Below are 17,861 nucleotides of genomic sequence, written 5' to 3'. Positions count from 1 at the left end.
CTATTTTATTCACCTAATCACTTCAACTTCAACAAAGATCCATCGTCCACAAATGTAGTCGTGTTAAATAAAAACAGGATGTCTTCAATACCATTCTCCGCCAAATACGCATCAATGCTGCCGTTATAATAGCGCAGATCGATGACATGGATTTCCGGCACATGTCTTGTGAGGAACGGGATGACATTATGGGCATACGAGTCTTTGATGATGAGTAGCTTCTCTTGTTCAATCTGTTGCGGAGGGAGCGCGGTTGTTAGCTTCATAAGCGCATGGACCCCGCCTAGAAAATAAGAGTACTGATCCTTTTTGGCAAGAAAGCTTGAATCATATAGGCTAGTCACGGTTTGATCGGTATCCGCGTTATACATCTCGGTCGTGACCGCATCACACGGGATGTACGCGTCGATTTGATCTGGTGTGACATTCGTAAATTGACTTCTTGTATGATAGCTGCCTAAAAACGTCTGGCTGACCGTTTCAATGTGAAATTGTTGCGGTGACAGCGGCTGCCATCCTTGCTGCTCGGCATATGCGACATAGGCTAAATATGCGCCATATGTCGTCCAGTGATGGTCGGTCCGATAATAAATCGGCTCTGCTGCATGCGGCGTGAGAAAATCAAAGCCATTCATGAACGTGATTTCGTTGTGCATATGCTCCCCGATAAATTCATTGACCTTCCGTTGCGGATACGACGGGGCTAACCATGGTAACCGTTCTGGATAAAGACCAATCGATGTCGGGGCAAGCAGAAACTTCATATCTACTTCTGGATGACCCCCTGCAAATGCATTGACCGCCTCGGTATATTGGGCGACATTCGTATAATCAGGCTCTACAAACTTTTCAAATAAATAGCCATCTTTCCCTTGGTAGATGCCGTTATTCTCCTGCTGCAAGCGGTACTTTTCTGAAGTCGATTTTACCCACAGCCACTTGTCCCGAAACGGAAAATGATCCGTGATGAACCTTTCCACCTCTTCGGCATATTGCTTCGATAATAAATTATCCCATGTCAGCTGCGGGACCGCTTGTAAATACCTATTTTCCAGTTCAGAGAAGCGTGGATGAGGCAAAATGAAAAAAAGGAGCGCCATTAGAAACATCGTACCGACAAAGCCAAACACGAATAATCGCTCGGTATATTGCTTCATACGATTCCCTCCTTAAAAACGGAAATATAAAAACGGGTTAAATGTGGCATCGACTAAATATGCGACAGAAAGCAAATAAAGACAGGCATACCACACTACATGAACGAACGATAATTCATTCGTTTTTGACCATTGCTTAATCGGTAGTGAGGCAATGAGTAACACGAATAGAAGCACGGCATTTGTGTAGAAAAAGTACACCGTCTCAGCATTCCAAAGCGATTGCCCATTGATTCCCCACATCGCCGCCAAATAATCGACAATCGTAGCAGGCTGTTCAAAGGCAAATAGTACCCAGCCAACGAGAATGAGTACGATGGCGTACAGGTGTCGCACCCAGCGAGGTAAACGAAGAAGCAATGTCAGCCCCCACCATTTTTCCATGAGGAGAATAACACCAAAATACAGTCCCCAAACGATAAAATTCCAGTTAGCACCATGCCAAAAACCCGTGAGCATCCATACAATGAGGATATTACGCATTTGGATGGCTAACCCGCGCCGATTGCCCCCAAGCGGAATGTACACATATTCGCGAAACCACGACCCAAGCGAAATATGCCATCTTCGCCAAAAGTCCGTGATGCTCTGTGCAATATACGGCTTGTTGAAGTTTTCATTAAACCGGAAACCAAACATGAGACCAAGACCAATAGCCATATCCGAATAACCACTAAAATCAAAATAAATTTGAAACGCAAAGGCGATAATGCCGAGCCAAGCGGTTAACACAGGCATTGTCTCTAAATTAGAGCTAGAAATTGTGTCCCATAGTAAGCCGATATTGTTCGCTAGAAGCACCTTTTTAGCTAGTCCGATCGTAAACCGGCGAACTCCCTCTGCGAACATCTTCATATTTTCCGAACGTTGTTGCAGTTGTTCAGCAATCGTGCTATATTTCACGATTGGCCCTGCCACTAGTTGCGGGAACAGGGCAATATACGTGCCGAAATCGATCCAATTGCGCTGTGCCTTCGCCGTTCCTCTATACACATCGATAATATAAGACATCGACTGGAATGTGTAAAAGGATATTCCGATAGGCAACGGTAATTCTAGTAACGGTATATTCGTACCGACGAACGCATTGACATTTTGAATGAAAAAATCTGCGTACTTAAAAAAAGATAACAGCAAAAGATTCACAATAACAGAACAGACGACAATGCCCTTACGTCTAATGGCAGCCATATTCGGTTGATCTAATAGCAACCCAAAACTATAATCGGTCACCGTAGACACTAACATAATGACAATGTAAACCGGCTCACCCCAAGCATAGAAGAGCAGGCTCATTATAAATAAAATGAGATTTCTCATCCTTCTTGGGGCACTATAATACAGTATTAAAACAGCCGGCAAAAATAAAAATAGGAACAGCAGGCTACTAAATACCATCGCCGTCTATTTTTTTTCGAAGAAGCGATCGTACACGTTGATTAGTTCTTCTGCACTTTCAGAAATCACCATTAATACATACTTGTCTTTTGTCACGATTTTATAGTTTTTTGCATTTTCATATTGATCCGGTAAATATTGTTCGAATTGCTTCATGACATTTTCCGCGCGTTGCTTTGCCGCGGCTTCAATCTCCGCCACGTCTTTTGCATCTTTTACTTTAAAAATCGCAATTTCATTTGTTTTGACATTCATCATCGGCATACGCACTGAAAAATCTTCAAGCTTTGCCGCATCTATATTGTAAAATTCTTTTAATTGTTCTGCTGATAATTCGATTTGTGGGGGTTGCTCCACTTCCGCCACCATTGTATCTGCCATTTCTTTAGCAGATTCCTTCACTTCCACTGTCGATGATTCGTTGCTCGAACAAGCTGAAATCACCATTGCTAACATCGCCGTTAGCACCATCATCCATATTTTTTTCATTGTATTCTCTCCTTTTTCTAGTTGCTGTACTTCAAGGCATTAGACGTGGACAATCTCCTTACGTTACACGAAATGAAGTATTTTCAATTTTAAAATATTTCCTAGTAATATTGTGCTTCGTTTCTCATGGAGCATACTTATAGGAATTCATTCAATGAAAAAAGGAGATGTCTTGAAAGTAAAAACTTTCAGTACATCTCCTTGCGGTGGTCACGTCTTAAAATGTCTTTTCAGACGCACCCTTTGCTTCGATCTTTATGCCCTTCCCCGACGGCACAACAAATGTATCGACAATCTCCCCTTGCTCGCTCATCAGCAAGGCGTTTAATTGACCCCCGTATGCACACCCACCATCGATGCCGATATAGCTTTGGCATGGACTAATCCAAATATCGTCAATCTCATGCATATTGCGGGTTGGCGTATGACCAAAAACGTTAATTAGACCTGTTTTATTTTCTTGTATGTAATGATTGCGAATCCACAAAAAATCACGGCTTGTTGTGTTTTGCCAATGATCCAATGCCGAATCAAAGCCAGCATGTGTTATCAGTAGCTTGCCGTATTGGTAATAGTGGCGAGCATTCCGTAAAAAGTCGATTTCCTTCGCAAACTGTGTTTTTAAAATATCGATATTGGTTGCTGTTGCTTCTATATCTACATCCTGAATGAACGAACGTAGCATCTCCATACCACCATTCACTAAAAACGGCGTTGGATCTTTCATCAAACCGTCCACATAGTACATGAGCAAATCCTCATGATTCCCTTTCATGACGATCACTTTTTCGGGATATTGTTGCTGTAAAGCCATCACACGCTGTACCACCTCATAAGAGTACTCCCCGCGATCAATCATATCACCTAAAATCACAAGTAAACTTTCCTCATCCCAGTGCTGTAGAATTGCTTCAAATTCTTTGGCCATTCCATGTATGTCACTTACGATAAATAAATTCATAACACTTCTCCCTGTCTGATTGGTTATTTTATATTATAACGCTTTTTGGTCACTTCACCAAAATTTGGCGGATTAAAATTTTATCAATCGCGCATCCGCATAAAAAAGAGACCACATCGCATGCGATCTCATCAAAGTTTGAGTTCCCGCTTCCTATGCAGAAACCTCTACATGAAGTTAATAGAAAAATCTCCACTTTCTCGGAAAACAGAAACCTATCAGGAGAGTGTGTTGTTAGTTTGTACGGAATATCACTTTTTTATACATGGCTTGAGCTAGCTTTTTGACCGGATAGCTGCGGGTTTTGCTCGTATACACTGACGTTTTGCTCGCATACACTCGGCTTTTGACCAGATAGCCGTCCGTTTTGCTCGTTCGCTGCTTTTTGACCGCATAGACTCGTGTTTTGCTCGTATACACTGGCTTTTTGCTCGCATGCACCCGGCTTTTGACCGGATAGCCGTCCGTTTTGCTCGTTCGCTGCTTTTTGACCGTATAGACTCGTGTTTTGCTCGTATACACGCGGCTTTTGATCGCTTACCTAAGCTTTTTGCTCGCTACCTAATGTTAGTCTCCACCTCCACCTCCATCACCACCAGCATCTCCACCTGAATCACTATCCATCGCTTGCATCACGATATCCGCAAAATCAAAGTCATATGTTGGGAGGTCACCAAATGCTTCGCTCGCTGTGTAAATTTGTGTCGCGATCAGTAATGTATTGTCATACTTCGGTTTCGCTTTTAACGCTTGGCACACTTGGTCGTGGACTTCCGTTAGCGCTGGAAAAGCAGACGTTTCAAACTTGGCCAGTGCCAGTAGACACACAACGCTATAGTGACGAGGCTCGAGGTTTGTGTTCGCTGCTTGAATGAGTGCCGCTAGCTCCTCTACCTTCGCCCAAATCGTTTCATCCCATGCCCCTGTGCCAATCGTCAAAAGAAAAGCAGCATTTTTACTTGTGCCGTCGCGTTTCCAGCCTAGACTGATTAGTCGTTGATAATATTGCTCGTATGTAGTCGCTAGCTCCTCTGGTGATTCAGGTCGCGTTGCTAGCATTGCCCGTAAAGGTAACGATAATGATGAAAATTTCAAGCTTGGCTGCTGCATGAGCGCTTTCGTTAACAGCTCCATTTTTTGTGCCTGCTCACTGTCTTTTACATACATTGCAGCTAAACACGCATCCTCCGAAGAAGCAAAGCCTTTTATTTTCACGAACGCTTGCTGTGCAATCGCTTGCTTCACCTGCTCCGGCTCTTTCGCAAACTGCACATAATACGCATGCGCGATTTTCACACTACTTCGCGCAACACTATACCATTTCGTGTTCGCCTTAATGTGCTTTTGTACGTCCTCATAATCGTTATAATAAAATCGAATCCCGCGCACCGTTAATTGTGTCGCCATTTTCTTTACGAACTTTTCCCCATCCACACCGAAATAAAGGCGAATCTTTTCTACATTATCTAAAAATAATTGTAACCGTTCCTTCACGAGTACCACCCCTTTCGTTGTTATACGGATAAAGGGCGCTAAAAGTTTCTCTAAATGAAGCATCCAGCAATAAATTGGTTTTAATATCCATTTTATGTTAACCTTATAATATAACCTTATTAACCTAAATAGGAGGATTGCACATGACGTATAATTTACGCCTATATATCCGGATTGCGACAGCCCTGTTATTTGTGATTGTTGTATTTATGAATTTTTTAGGCTATTGGACAGCAGACAAATTCATTCAAATCCTATTTTTCTTTACGATGATTGTGGCTGTTTTCGGTGTGGGGATTGAAACGGAAAAAAGACTCAAAAGCAGAAGCTGATTGGATGATTCAAATCAGCTTTTTGGCTCTTCTCTACATGCTTTATTTTGCAATAAAATGCTCCACTTTTTTAAACTGCGATACGCTGATTTCGCCCGTTGTAACCTGAATAGCTTGCTCCCCTGCCCAATAATCAGACTCATTTAATAACTGTAAATCAAACACTCTTTCCCACGATGCTTCTTTTGTGATGTTATATTTTCCAGCATCAAACAATTCGTCCTCTTCTTCATTTAAAGCTAGGAATTCATTCATTAACACAATATGCCACGCCTCAAAATCAGACAGCAGTACTTGCTCGATTGGTATTTCCACTTCAATTTGAACGCCTGCTGTGCCGCTTGGGAGCAATGCTTCATCATGCAAATCTCGTTTCTCCGTCCATAGCCAAATAGGATATGTACCATTATGACCGATTCGATTGTTCATTTGCTGTATCATCCAGTCGTAAGCAGCTAAAAACTCTTCCCAAACATACTCCTTTGAGCCAGATAGTGTTCCCTTTTTCACTGCCTGTTCATATGCCGCTTTACTTTGAATTGTATAATATTTCACGTCAATCACCTTCCTCCATAAAATGATTTTACTAAAACAAATAGAGGTGAAGAAAGCACTCAGCATTTCTCCACCTCTATTTCTTTTTTATGATTTTGCCATTAAGCTTCGTTTAATGCGCATCGATACGACCTCTAATATAATCGCCACAATGAGTGCGCAATACGTAATCATCCCGACCTCATGTAAATCATAGTAGAAACCTGAAGCCATAAAGAGCTCGAAACCGATACCACCTGCTGCTGCGGCTGCCCCCATGGCAACTGCTACACCGTAGTTTGTTTCAAAGCGCAGGAACGTCCACGATACCATATAAGACGAAGACTGCGGCACGACAGCATGGGCGATGATGTGCCACCAGTTCGCTCCTGATGCACGTAATGCCTCGATCGTCCCTTCATCTAGCTCCTCAAAGGATTCCGCATAGGCCTTCGTTAAGTACGCCATTGTGTGCAACATCATCCCGAGTACACACGCCACTGCCCCAAGTCCTGCAACAATCGCAAAAATCAACACCCACAGAACAGTCGGTACGGCTCTTATAAACGAATTAAATGCAATAATCGCATTCGATACCATCGGAGGTGCTAAATTTTTGGCACTAAAAATCGCAAGGAAAAAGGACACGACTGCGCCTAAAATCGTAGCTAAAAAGGCTAAAGCAAGCGTAATGCCAATTTGCTCTAACGCTGTCGCAAATGTAATTTGATGAAACGCCGGCTCTAAAAACATCATTTTTAAATTCCCTAGCGTTAGTGAAATCGCTGTTGCCCATTCAATCGAGCCATAATCCAGTAAAAAGGGGCCGATCACCGTCATCAGCAATAGTGCCCAGAGCACGAGGCGCATCATGACATTTGCTCTCGTCACCTTACTGATTTGAATACGGCCATTTCTCATTTTGACATTTGTTAATGAAGGCGTAACTTGCATTATGAAATCGCCCTCCTTACTTTATTCGATGTAAACTCAATGACAAACACAACCGCCACGATCATGATTGTAATGAGCCCTAACATGCCATAATCAAGTCGCTTATAGTACAAATCAAATAAATAGCCAATCCCTGTACCTGTTAATAACCCGATTAATGTCGCACTGCGAATATTCGTCTCAATCATATAGAACACCCAGCTGAGCATTTGCGGCATCGTATCTGGTAGCACGCCCTTAAACACCATTTGAAAATAAGTGGAGCCTGTTGCCGTTAACGCCTCTACCCCTTCTGAGCTGGCCTCGTCAATTGTTTCTATAAACATACGCACTAAAAACCCAAACGTTGAGAAAAATAGAGCTAAATAGCCTGTTACGACATTATGTCCAAATGAAACAACGAGGATCAGTGCCCACGCCACAACCGGCACATTACGGAAAATCGATGCAATCAACCTTGCCACAAAGCCAAAGAAACGATTGAACTGTGTCGTTTGTGCGCCAAACATCGCAAAAAATAACGCCAATACGGCTGCTGTTGTAGAGGCGATCACCGATAAAATAATCGTCTCCCACAGGCGTTCTAGCACTTTCGGTAAATTTTCCATTGCTTCAGCGGATGGCACTAAATTTTGAATCATCCAGGCAATGGTGCTCGGAATGGAGCTGATTCCGTCGATTAGATTAAACTTCGTAAAAGCCGCTGAGCCATATGTTAATACAATGAGAACAACCAATACCCCTGTCATTCGCCACTTTTTCATACGTAAAATATTCGTTTCTGTCATCATACCCTCCGTATTACTCCATGATTAATTCGTCCACGTTTGTTCCATAAATATCACGTATCGCAAACTGGCTTAAATCCTTCGGTGCACCGTCGAACACTTTCGCCCCTTTACTCAGTCCGATAATTCGGTCAGAATAACGCATAGCCACGTCTACTTGGTGTAAATTTACTAACACGGTAATGCCCATGGACTGCGAAATTTCCTTTAAGTGATCCATAATGACCTTCGATGAATTCGGGTCGAGGGAAGCGATTGGCTCGTCACATAATAATAGCTTCGGCTCCTGCACTAATGCTCTGGCAATCCCTACTCGCTGTTTTTGTCCACCACTTAGCTGGTCACAGCGCTTATAAATATGATCCTTCATCCCGAGCTTTTCTAGTATCGATAAGGCCAGTCGCTTTTCTTCCTCTGTATAAAGGCCCAGAATCCCTTGTAGCGTAGATTTATAGCCAAACCGACCATGGAGAACATTTTCAAATACCGTAAGACGAGAAACTAAATTATAATGCTGAAAAATCATCCCGATTTTCGCACGTTGCTTACGTAATTGTTTTTTATTTAACTTCGTAATGTCTTGCTGATCGAAAATGATTTCGCCACTTGATGGTTCAATCATACGGTTAATGCAACGGAGTAATGTCGACTTTCCTGCGCCCGATTGACCGATAATGGACACAAACTCTCCTTCGTGCAATGACAAATCAATACCATTTAATATAACTGCCTTTTGGTCATAGCTTTTGCCAATTTGCTTTAGCTGCAAAATCGTTTTCGCCTGTGTCTTCTCTGAAGTAATAATGGATTCAACCTGCTGTAATTGACTTTCCAATACAATCGTAGACATCCTGTTTTCTCCTTTAATAGCAAGTCTTTATGGTGAAGATTCACATCTCTTCGCTTCTTAAAAAAAGGCTTCTATCGTGAAAGATAAAAGCCCTTTAGAGCACTATTTTGATAGTTCGCGAACTGGGTTAAACCATGCATCTTCTACTTCTAAGAAACGCTCGTCCGCTGCCTTATAAAATAGACCTGTACCGCCTGAATCTTCCGGTACAAAAATGCTTGTGTTATTTGTTGTTTCATCTGACGTTAAAATCTCTTTTAATGTTTGAATTTCTTCTTCCGCTAACACCGATGTGTTCACAACAAATGGTGAATTTAATACTGGCGTTACTTGGATCAGGACAAATTCTTTTCCAACTAATGTATTAAATGGTGCTGCTGCATCGTTCTTTACTTTATATACCGCACCTGGTGTATTTTTTTCGCCTTCCACAATCTCTACATACGCCTCTACACATGTATTACAAAATGCTGCAATGTCCGAGCGCTCCATTAGCATATTTACTGCTGAGCCTTGGTGCGAATCACCGAATAGGACATCCGGATACACCTCATTGCCTTCCATTAATGCTTCTTCTGTTAAATTTTTATCGCTAAAGTGAGAAATAATTGAACTTGTTGGTACTTTGAAACCTGATGTCGAAGATGCCGATACGAACGAAATGCTTTTGCCTTCTGTTGCATCTAACGTAAACTCGCCATTGATTTTATATTGTTCTGCCTTGTCCTTTGGAACAGCTAACCAGCTATAATAGACCGCATCGTCTAACGTACCAGACTCGCCTGATGGTACAACTAACGGCTCCACGTCAGCACTTTTTTCCTTTGCTTCGATATACCCTTGTGGCCCCATATAAGCAATATGTGCATTACCATTTGTAATCGATTCAATCGCAATCGCATAATCTGTCGTTAATTTATGTTCTACTTTACGACCTGTTGCCTTTTCAAAAATGGCACTAAAAGCATCGCGAGAAGGAGCTAAATCAGAGCCTGATTCATTTGGATACCACACCATTACAAGTGGCTCATCCGATTCTGCATTTGCTTTCTTTACTTCCCCTGTTTCACTTTCATCATTCGAAGAACTACAAGCAGCTAAAAAAAGTACACTTAATATGCCCATCAAAATTGATAACCATCGTTTGTTCATTTTTTTCTTCTCCCTTATCATTCAAATAGTTTGTAAAACCTCTCTACATGCCCCATTTAACCATCACAATAAGCGCTTGAAAATAGCCTCGCACTTTTCTTAATAATGCTTTACATTCACTTTACAAATGCCGGTTTTTGTAAATGAGGGATCGTATATTGTCCCAGCTGTACAGAAGCACCATATCGGCCGTGGTAATCCGATCCACCCGTTGTCATTAAGTGATACTTGTCTGCCAACTGTTGGACGCGTTCCATATGCAAAGGGGTATGGTCCGGGTGAATGAGCTCGATCCCATCTAGACCCTCTCTTACAAGCTCCTCTGCGATATCAAAAGAATCCAGCTGTCCGGGATGGGCTAACACAGCCACTCCACCATCCGCATGAATGGCACGCAATGCATCAAAGGCATCCACATAGCGAATATCGCCTGCCGCGACCCCTGCCTGTTTAAATAATGAACGGTACAATGTTTGATAATTTTTCGCGTCGTATGCTTCCTCTGTCAACGCATTCATAATATGCTGCTTATATAACGTCCCGCTTTCGCGTGCGAAGGCAAGCGCCTGCTCCTTGTCTAACGCGAAGCCCGCCTCCTGTATGCGCCCTACTTGCCATAAAGAATGTGCATGTCGGCGTGCAAGAAGTGGCGCACACAATGCTTGAATGTGCGGACATTCACCTTGAAAGCCATAGCCCAGCATATGCACCTTGCGTTGACGTTGAAAGTCATAGGCCGATATTTCAACACCCGCGATAAACGCGATATTATACTCTGCTGCAAGCTTCCGTCCCTCTGTATGATGGGCTGTTGTATCATGATCCACTACCCCTAGATGTGTGATTCCTGCTTCCTTCGCCTGCTGAAATAACGCTTCCAATGTTTCACTGCCATCCGAATAACGGCTATGTGTATGCAAGTCGATTTTCACGCTAACACTTCCTTGTCGCTATATTTCGTCATCGTAAAGACCTCATCACAAAGCCCTTCCATGAATTCGAGATCATGGAAAATACCGATTAACGTCGTCCCCTGTGCCTTCAGCTTCTCAATGGATTCACGCACTTTGATTTTTGATGCTTGGTCTAAACTCGCAGTTGGCTCATCTAAAAGGAGGAGACGTGGTTCTTTGACAATGGCACACGCAATATTTAAACGTAGCTTTTCACCACCCGAGAAATTATTCGGATAACTATTCCACAACTTTTCATCTAAGTCAAAATGACGTAATGCCGCCTTTGCTCGGTCGATCGCTTCTTCCTGCCCTACCCCAACATCCAATAAAGATTGCGTCACAAGCTCTAAAGCCGTCGTTCGAGGCATGACATTTAAAAATTGCGATACATAGCCAATCTCGTGCTTGCGTAAATAAACAATTTGACGAGGTGTCGCCTGCAATAAATCAATCTCCCCAAAGGCTTCTGAATGAAACAGGATTTCCCCGGCTTGCGGCTCATATGTGCGGTAAATGCTTTTTAAGATCGTTGATTTGCCACTTCCACTTTTCCCGACAATCCCTAAAAAGCCCCCTTCCTTCACGTGCAGTGAAATACGATCAAGTGCTGGGAAAGTTTTTTGTAAATGATGAATGGTAAATGATTTTTGCAAATTTTGTATAGTTAACATCGTTCTCCCCCTTAGCGATAATTCGTTTGCATAATAATGCTGCCGTCCACCATCGTTGTTGTGACAACAGGATAGCCGTCTTCCATTTGCTCAATAATTAATAAATCTGCCTTTTTACCGACCGCAATGGAGCCAATTTCATGATCTAAATTAACGGCACGTGCAGGGTTAATCGTCACTAATTGGAATAAACGATGTAAATCTTCCTCATATTTTGTCGCGAGCTCAAAAATGCCATGGAGCATCGCCGGAGGGTAATAATCACTACATATAATGTCGATAACTTGCGCTTGAATTGCCTCACTCGCACTTAAATTCCCAGAATGTGAACCACCAATTAAAATATTCGGTGCACCTGCAATTGTGCGCATGCCCATTTTTTTCGCTTCTCTTGCTACATCGAGCGTGATTGGAAACTCACTAATTGTTGTCCCGTACGATTGCACAAGCTGTAGTTTCGCTACGTCATCATCATCATGCGAAGCAACGGCAATGTTATGCTCAATTGCGAGTCGACTGAGGCGCTCAATATCATCGAGTGTCATTTTCGTCTTATCGACCTGCTCCTGAATTAATACATCTGCCTCTTGATCTGTCATCGAACGATAGCCGCGCATAATATTTTTATAAATTTCTAGATTGCGATATTGCCCCTGTCCTGGCGTATGATCCATAAACGACAGTAAATGCACTTTGCCATCTAAAATATTGCGCTCTAAATTCGGAATTTGATCAATCGAATCAATTTCAAAACGTGCATGCAGGCGATGACGAATTAAATGCGGCTCGTCATGCGAAGCGTAAATCGCATCGACACATTTTTGAACATTTTCTGGATTACGAATCGCCTTATGGGAATATTTATCATCCCCGTAATAAGATAAGGAATGGAAAATTGTCGTAATGCCGTGTGTCATTAAAATGCGTTCGCTCTCACGTAACCCAATGTTCATGCTCATCACAGAAGTTGGACGCGGGCTCACAATCGTTTCAATATAATCTGAATGAATATCGACGAAACCTGGTGAAACATAGCCACCTCGTGCATCTAACACGTCCATGCCTTGTAAATCCACGTCCGCTTCCGGCACAATCGCCTGAATCGTATTGCCCTCTACTAATACGATATGATTCGTTAAAAATTGCTCTTCTGTCACAATAACTCCATTAATAATTGCCAGCATCGATGTGCCTCCTTACAATAATGAGTAAACTAATTGTTGTGTATATTCGTGCTGCGGGTCCTCTAACACCTGATCCGTTAAACCATGCTCGATAATTTCCCCGTTCAGCATGACAATCGTGCGATCAGCAAGCATACGAATGACCGCTAAATCATGCGATACGACAATCATGGAAATGTTTAATTCACGTTGAATTGATTTGATTAAATCTAAAACATCTGCCTGTACCGATAAATCGAGTCCTGTTGTTACTTCATCTAATAGTAGAATCGGTGGATTATTGGACAATGCTTTTGCGATTTGCACACGTTGCTGCATCCCACCTGAGAAGTTTTTCGGTGCTTCCTTACTTCGGTGGACTGGAATATTCACATGTCGTAACAGCTCTAGACTACGCTCCTCCATATTCCGGACGTGGCGATTGCCTGCTGCAATTTGCTTTTCGGCAATATTACTCATCGATGAAAAGTCCATTTTCAGTCCAAGCATCGGATTTTGGTACACCATCCCTAAAATCGTATTGCGAATATGGCGCTTCATTTGGCTCGATTCCGTAAAAATATTGACTTCGCCGTTTTCGTAATCGGCTAAATAGCCCTCGCCCGATGTAACGGTTTCATCAAAATAAAGACTTTTCATAAAGGTTGATTTCCCACTACCACTTTCCCCAACAATGCCTACTATTTCGCCGCGGTATACATCCAATGAAACATTTCGACAAGCATAGACGGTTTTACAAACAGGGCAAAAGTTTTTTTCAAGCTTCGCCTCTTCTTGCTGACAATGCGCACAACCATCGCCATACTGCTTAGACAATCGTCGTATCGTTAATACCGGTTGTTCTTGCGTCATTTTGCTGCCACCTTTTGCTGTAATTTTTCTTGCATATAACTCGTATCGTTACACAAATAGTACGTTTCCCCTGTCACTTCATCTGTCAGCTCATCTAAAAAGACCCCTGTCAATCCTGTTTCTCGACAAGCCTTCCCTTCAAATTGCTCCACGACGAACGGATAATCCTCAAACGCAAGTGATTCTACTTTTGTGTATGGTGGTATGGCATAAATCTTTTTCTCACGCCCCGCCCCAAAAAGGATCAGTGCATCACTTTGATGGATTTTTGGATTATCAAAGCGCGGAATCGGACTTGGATTCATGACATAGCGACCATTCACGAGTACCGGATAATCCGCCCCTTGCGACGTTTGGTTATAGCGCATAATTTGCTCAAATAACATTAAATACGCACCGCTATATTCCTTTTCTGCATGATAGCGCTTTGTTTTATATTCACTGCGCTCAATGTCACGTAATGGCTCTGGCTCTGGTACTTGTAGCACTAGTACTTGATCTGGGCGCAATGGCACTTCTGGAATACGGTGACGTGATTGCACAAGTGTTGCATCCTGCGTGCGAATCGTTGTTTGCACACCAGTTGTTTTTGTCACAAGCTTTTTAATATTGACCGCATTGACGGAGTCATCCGAGCCTTGATCGATGACCTTTAGCACATCCTCTTTCCCGATTAATGCAAGCGTCACCTGCAAGCCCCCTGTTCCCCAGCCACGGGCAATCGGCAGCTCACGTGAGGCAAATGGTACTTGGTAGCCTGGAATCGCAATCCCCTTCAAAATAGCCCGTCGGATTTCACGCTTTGATTGTTCATCTAACAATGCAAATGGTACTGTACTCATCGGTTCCCCTCCTTTTTGATGCTGCGGATTTGTTCTAACAATGCTTGGAATGTCACGTAATGTGGCATTTTTAAATGTGAAATGAATCCTGTTGATTCAATAATATCAACGTGAAGTAGGACAAATTCTTCATCATGAATTGGCGAATCGCCCCCGACTTCTAACGCGTGATCCACAATCGACATCGCAATCGCCTTCGTTTCGTTTTGTCCAAAACAGGCACCGTAGCCAATATCAAATTCCAACACTTGTTGCCCTTCTTCATCTACATTGACGGGAATAAAGGACTCCACTTCTGTGAGTTTAACAGCGCCAATATAGTAAGGGTCCTCCTCGTCTTCTAATGCCACATAAATGGGTTGCCAGCCGACTCGTACTTCGCCCACGTTTGGATGGGAGGCACCGTAGCCACGTAAACCTGCATAGCCAAGGGATGTAACGGTCCCCGTTTGGCCTCGCGTTAATGTTTGCAAGCGCTGAGAACGATTCGTCGGAAACGCCATCGCCTGCTTCGTCACATCGCTTGGCTCCTGATCATTTAATGGAAACTCTCGCACTAAGCCTTCTTCGCGTAAATAATCCATTACTTTAGGGAGGTGCTCTAAAGGAAGCTGACTTTCTTCAGGTGTATCGATTTGTTCAAATTGTGCTTTCTTTCGCACAACATCTGCCGCCGTCTCCTCTAGCAGCTCAAAGTCCAACAAACGATGTAAATAATCGTGGGAAGCCCCTAATATTTGTCCACCTGGAATATCTTTAAAGCTCGCTGAAATGCGTCGTAGCACAAACATTTCACGTGCATCCGTTACTGTCGAATAATATAATCGCGGCAACGTGGAACGGTGAGCACGTAGTAAAAATACGGCCTCCTCTGCATTCCCCTCACTTTGCTTCATCGCTAAAGAGGCTAAACGTTCACTATATAAGCTACTTTCAGACATCACTTGATCTAAAAAGCCGCGCATCGTTGCCTGTAACGTTTGTACAGATATGTGGGCACCATGCTTGACGCGCTCATACTGCAAATGCTCTAAAGAAGCGTCAATCGCCTCTGCCCCGCCTCGCACTGCTACATATGCCATTAGTTGTTCACCTCTTTCATCATCGTTGTTCGTGGTAAAGCAAGTACCTTCCCTGCTTCATCAATCAAAATGAGGTCAATCCCGAGCGGAAACTCGCGATTTCGCTTCGCACGTAGTTGCACAATATCCGGAGATAATGCGATTTCCATTACTTCCTGATGCTGAATGCCTGGTCCCGTTAATTCATATACCGTCTTTCTTTGATCCTGCGCTACTTCCATCACGAATGTAGCCGATTGCTGCGGGTCAATTAAATCCCCTATTTTCGCTACCGCCAATGCTTCTAGCACTTGCTCCTCTTTCGCTTGTGCAGGCACAATGATAAAATCCGCCGCGCCAAACTCGTTCATCTTGGCACCTGTCCATGCACGTAGCTCGCGTTGCAGTCGCTCCTCTTCACCAACTGTTTGGAAGCTCACTTCTCCATCGAGCAATGTCATTAAAACAGACAATGTTTCAGCATATAGTCCGTCAACAGCATGCAATGTTTGTACTGCCTCTTTTTTGCCTGGTCGCGCAAAGCAATCCATTAACGTCCGAAATGTTTGCTGAGTAAAATGTGTCATTTCCATTTTTTCTCCTCCTTAAATCGACATCGTATCGAACTGTACTTTTGTCCGTTCGATGGAGCGTTTCACCTCGTGCTGTTCCTGTTCGAGCCGTTGTGAAAGTTTTGTAAAAGTTTCCTCCCACGTAGCTACTTCAGGCAGTTGTCCATTATAGGCCGCATCGATGATCGCCAATGCTTTTGACAGCTCTGGTTCATACTCTCGAACGAGTCCAAGTCCAAATGCCTCACCAATTTTCACCTTTGTTTCTGTCACTAACGTTTCCCCTATATAAAAAAGTGATTGTTGTGCGGATTCGCGCATTTTAATCATGACAAGCCCCTCTCTTGGCGCTTGTATTTCAATCACCTCGTGTTGTGTACACACTTCATTTGCCATCTGTAATGCTTCTTCACGTCCAACCTCAATTAATAATTTGGTCCGTTCAGCTCGTTTCACATGACCAACTCCTTTCACCATTACCTTAACTTGTCGCCATGTTGCGTAGTGAAAAGGTTTCGTGAAGTTCATGTAAATTTACTTTTACAAAAATGGCGCCATGTGAGGATTTATTTCTTCCCCATCAAAAAAGGCATATCCTGAAAGTAAAAACTTTCGGGATATGCCCTTCACACTATATTTGAAAAAAGAAGCGATCTGTTCGATATAAAATTTCGGTGTATTCCAGTAACACATGACGCTCTGCATCCCAATTGTCTGATTCTACTTTCACAAGGGGGACTAATATTTCACAGTCAAGCAATGTCCGGTCCAGCTCATTTGGAAATGTCACGGATAATTGTGAGAAGGAACTATGGAATTGATTGACACCATGTTGCTTATAAAATTGGTACATGGACGTTAAACGGTTATTCACTTGCTTCACTTCAGGCATATTTTCAGCTACGACATACGAGCGATGAATCGCAGCCGGTTCCCCGTCAATAAAGCGCAGCCGTTCAATTAAATACAGGGTGCCACTAGTGACATACGACTTGCTAAAGATGACATGGTCTTTGGATACTTGCTCAATTTTTGTCACAATCGATTTATAGTTGGAAGTATGGTTGAGCATTTTTTCGCTAAAGCTGATATCCCCAGACATCACGACCTCTAACGGTTTTTGTTGATGCCTTAAAAAACGTCCAATTCCTTTCTGCGAATAAATAAAGCCCATTTTCTCCAACAGGTTATAAACATTTCGTACTTTTATGCGTGGAACGCCAAACATCTCCACTAATGTATATTCACTTGGCATTTTTCCATCGTGCGAAAAATCCCCTGCAGCGATTCCTTGTAGTAAATAATCCTTCACTACTAATTCCTGCTCATCCAATCTCTTCACCCCACAACCTTTTCTGTTGCCATAGAATAAAATTTGTACAAAAATTATGCAAGTTCGTTTTGTCCTAGACCAGAATACATAGGCCTCAAAAACATTGATATATAAAGGTATGTACACATTTATGAAGAAATTGTAAAAAATACTTTAACGATATGTAAAAAAAACGCGTTTTTACCACTTTTCCTTTATGATGCTTCGTGATAATTGATATGAAAAAGCCCCCTATCGCCATGAGGGGGCTGAAAAAGTCCATGAAGTAACAGTTAAAATTC

General features: G+C 42.7%; 20 protein-coding genes. 1 reads left to right on the top strand and 19 read right to left on the bottom strand.

Annotated features, from left to right (window positions below; all coding sequences use genetic code 11):
• Positions 1-17 precede the first annotated feature (17 nt).
• The 5 genes from AC3II9_RS06290 to AC3II9_RS06270 all read right to left on the bottom strand — a co-directional run bounded on the left by AC3II9_RS06290 (position 18) and on the right by AC3II9_RS06270 (position 5,499).
• Positions 18-1,157 carry a DHHW family protein gene (locus tag AC3II9_RS06290; protein WP_489154100.1) on the bottom strand — a complete coding sequence of 380 codons (1,140 nt, stop codon included), beginning with the start codon at positions 1,155-1,157 and terminating at the stop codon, positions 18-20.
• Positions 1,158-1,169: 12 nt separating this feature from the next.
• Complete coding sequence (locus AC3II9_RS06285; RefSeq protein WP_489154098.1) at positions 1,170-2,555, bottom strand: MBOAT family O-acyltransferase; 1,386 nt, start codon at positions 2,553-2,555, stop codon at positions 1,170-1,172.
• 6 nt (positions 2,556-2,561) lie between these two features.
• Positions 2,562-3,044, bottom strand: coding sequence for a DUF4358 domain-containing protein (locus AC3II9_RS06280; protein WP_489154097.1), 483 nt, complete (start codon positions 3,042-3,044; stop codon positions 2,562-2,564).
• A gap of 217 nt (positions 3,045-3,261) precedes the next feature.
• Positions 3,262-4,005 (bottom strand): metallophosphoesterase, encoded by a 744-nt coding sequence (locus tag AC3II9_RS06275; RefSeq protein WP_489154095.1) that lies wholly within the window; start codon positions 4,003-4,005, stop codon positions 3,262-3,264.
• Between the two features lie 567 nt (positions 4,006-4,572).
• The gene (locus AC3II9_RS06270; RefSeq protein WP_489154093.1) at positions 4,573-5,499 is read right to left on the bottom strand and encodes a DUF4003 family protein; all 927 of its coding nucleotides are present in this window, start codon (positions 5,497-5,499) and stop codon (positions 4,573-4,575) included.
• 143 nt (positions 5,500-5,642) lie between these two features.
• On the opposite strand from AC3II9_RS06270, the gene AC3II9_RS06265 reads away from it, so the two are divergent.
• Positions 5,643-5,831, top strand: a complete 189-nt coding sequence (locus AC3II9_RS06265) for a hypothetical protein (protein WP_489154091.1) — start codon at positions 5,643-5,645, stop codon at positions 5,829-5,831.
• A gap of 42 nt (positions 5,832-5,873) precedes the next feature.
• On the opposite strand, the gene AC3II9_RS06260 is transcribed toward AC3II9_RS06265, so the two are convergent.
• The 14 genes from AC3II9_RS06260 to AC3II9_RS06195 all read right to left on the bottom strand — a co-directional run bounded on the left by AC3II9_RS06260 (position 5,874) and on the right by AC3II9_RS06195 (position 17,589).
• Positions 5,874-6,386: a DUF3841 domain-containing protein gene (locus AC3II9_RS06260; protein WP_489154089.1), complete on the bottom strand. Its 513-nt coding sequence runs from the start codon at positions 6,384-6,386 to the stop codon at positions 5,874-5,876.
• A gap of 87 nt (positions 6,387-6,473) precedes the next feature.
• Entirely contained in the window at positions 6,474-7,319 is an 846-nt protein-coding gene (locus tag AC3II9_RS06255) for a PhnE/PtxC family ABC transporter permease (protein WP_489154087.1), read from the bottom strand.
• Entirely contained in the window at positions 7,319-8,107 is a 789-nt protein-coding gene (gene phnE, locus AC3II9_RS06250) for a phosphonate ABC transporter, permease protein PhnE (RefSeq protein ID WP_489154085.1), read from the bottom strand. Before phnE ends, AC3II9_RS06255 begins: the two co-directional genes overlap by 1 nt.
• Before the next feature lie 13 nt (positions 8,108-8,120).
• Positions 8,121-8,957 carry a phosphonate ABC transporter ATP-binding protein gene (gene phnC / locus AC3II9_RS06245; protein ID WP_489154083.1) on the bottom strand — a complete coding sequence of 279 codons (837 nt, stop codon included), beginning with the start codon at positions 8,955-8,957 and terminating at the stop codon, positions 8,121-8,123.
• Positions 8,958-9,059: 102 nt separating this feature from the next.
• Positions 9,060-10,109 (bottom strand): phosphate/phosphite/phosphonate ABC transporter substrate-binding protein, encoded by a 1,050-nt coding sequence (locus tag AC3II9_RS06240; protein WP_489154081.1) that lies wholly within the window; start codon positions 10,107-10,109, stop codon positions 9,060-9,062.
• 116 nt (positions 10,110-10,225) lie between these two features.
• A complete protein-coding gene (locus AC3II9_RS06235) occupies positions 10,226-11,041 on the bottom strand; it encodes a PHP domain-containing protein (protein ID WP_489154079.1) in 816 nt (271 codons plus the stop codon).
• A complete protein-coding gene (phnL, locus tag AC3II9_RS06230; protein WP_489154077.1) occupies positions 11,038-11,736 on the bottom strand; it encodes a phosphonate C-P lyase system protein PhnL in 699 nt (232 codons plus the stop codon). Before phnL ends, AC3II9_RS06235 begins: the two co-directional genes overlap by 4 nt.
• Positions 11,737-11,747: 11 nt before the next feature.
• Entirely contained in the window at positions 11,748-12,920 is a 1,173-nt protein-coding gene (gene phnM, locus AC3II9_RS06225; protein ID WP_489154075.1) for a phosphonate metabolism protein PhnM, read from the bottom strand.
• A gap of 12 nt (positions 12,921-12,932) precedes the next feature.
• Positions 12,933-13,772 (bottom strand): ATP-binding cassette domain-containing protein, encoded by an 840-nt coding sequence (locus AC3II9_RS06220; RefSeq protein ID WP_489154073.1) that lies wholly within the window; start codon positions 13,770-13,772, stop codon positions 12,933-12,935.
• Positions 13,769-14,614: an alpha-D-ribose 1-methylphosphonate 5-phosphate C-P-lyase PhnJ gene (locus tag AC3II9_RS06215; protein ID WP_489154071.1), complete on the bottom strand. Its 846-nt coding sequence runs from the start codon at positions 14,612-14,614 to the stop codon at positions 13,769-13,771. Before AC3II9_RS06215 ends, AC3II9_RS06220 begins: the two co-directional genes overlap by 4 nt.
• Entirely contained in the window at positions 14,611-15,696 is a 1,086-nt protein-coding gene (locus tag AC3II9_RS06210; protein WP_489154070.1) for a carbon-phosphorus lyase complex subunit PhnI, read from the bottom strand. Before AC3II9_RS06210 ends, AC3II9_RS06215 begins: the two co-directional genes overlap by 4 nt.
• Positions 15,696-16,268, bottom strand: a complete 573-nt coding sequence (gene phnH, locus AC3II9_RS06205) for a phosphonate C-P lyase system protein PhnH (protein ID WP_489154068.1) — start codon at positions 16,266-16,268, stop codon at positions 15,696-15,698. Before phnH ends, AC3II9_RS06210 begins: the two co-directional genes overlap by 1 nt.
• Before the next feature lie 12 nt (positions 16,269-16,280).
• Positions 16,281-16,703: a phosphonate C-P lyase system protein PhnG gene (gene phnG, locus AC3II9_RS06200; RefSeq protein ID WP_489154066.1), complete on the bottom strand. Its 423-nt coding sequence runs from the start codon at positions 16,701-16,703 to the stop codon at positions 16,281-16,283.
• 175 nt (positions 16,704-16,878) lie between these two features.
• Complete coding sequence (locus AC3II9_RS06195; RefSeq protein ID WP_489154064.1) at positions 16,879-17,589, bottom strand: GntR family transcriptional regulator; 711 nt, start codon at positions 17,587-17,589, stop codon at positions 16,879-16,881.
• Positions 17,590-17,861 lie beyond the last annotated feature (272 nt).

It is taken from the genome of Lysinibacillus sp. RU7, assembly GCF_057837305.1.
The sequence above is the reverse complement of the archived record's forward strand: the minus strand, read 5'-3'. Positions and strand labels throughout refer to the sequence as shown.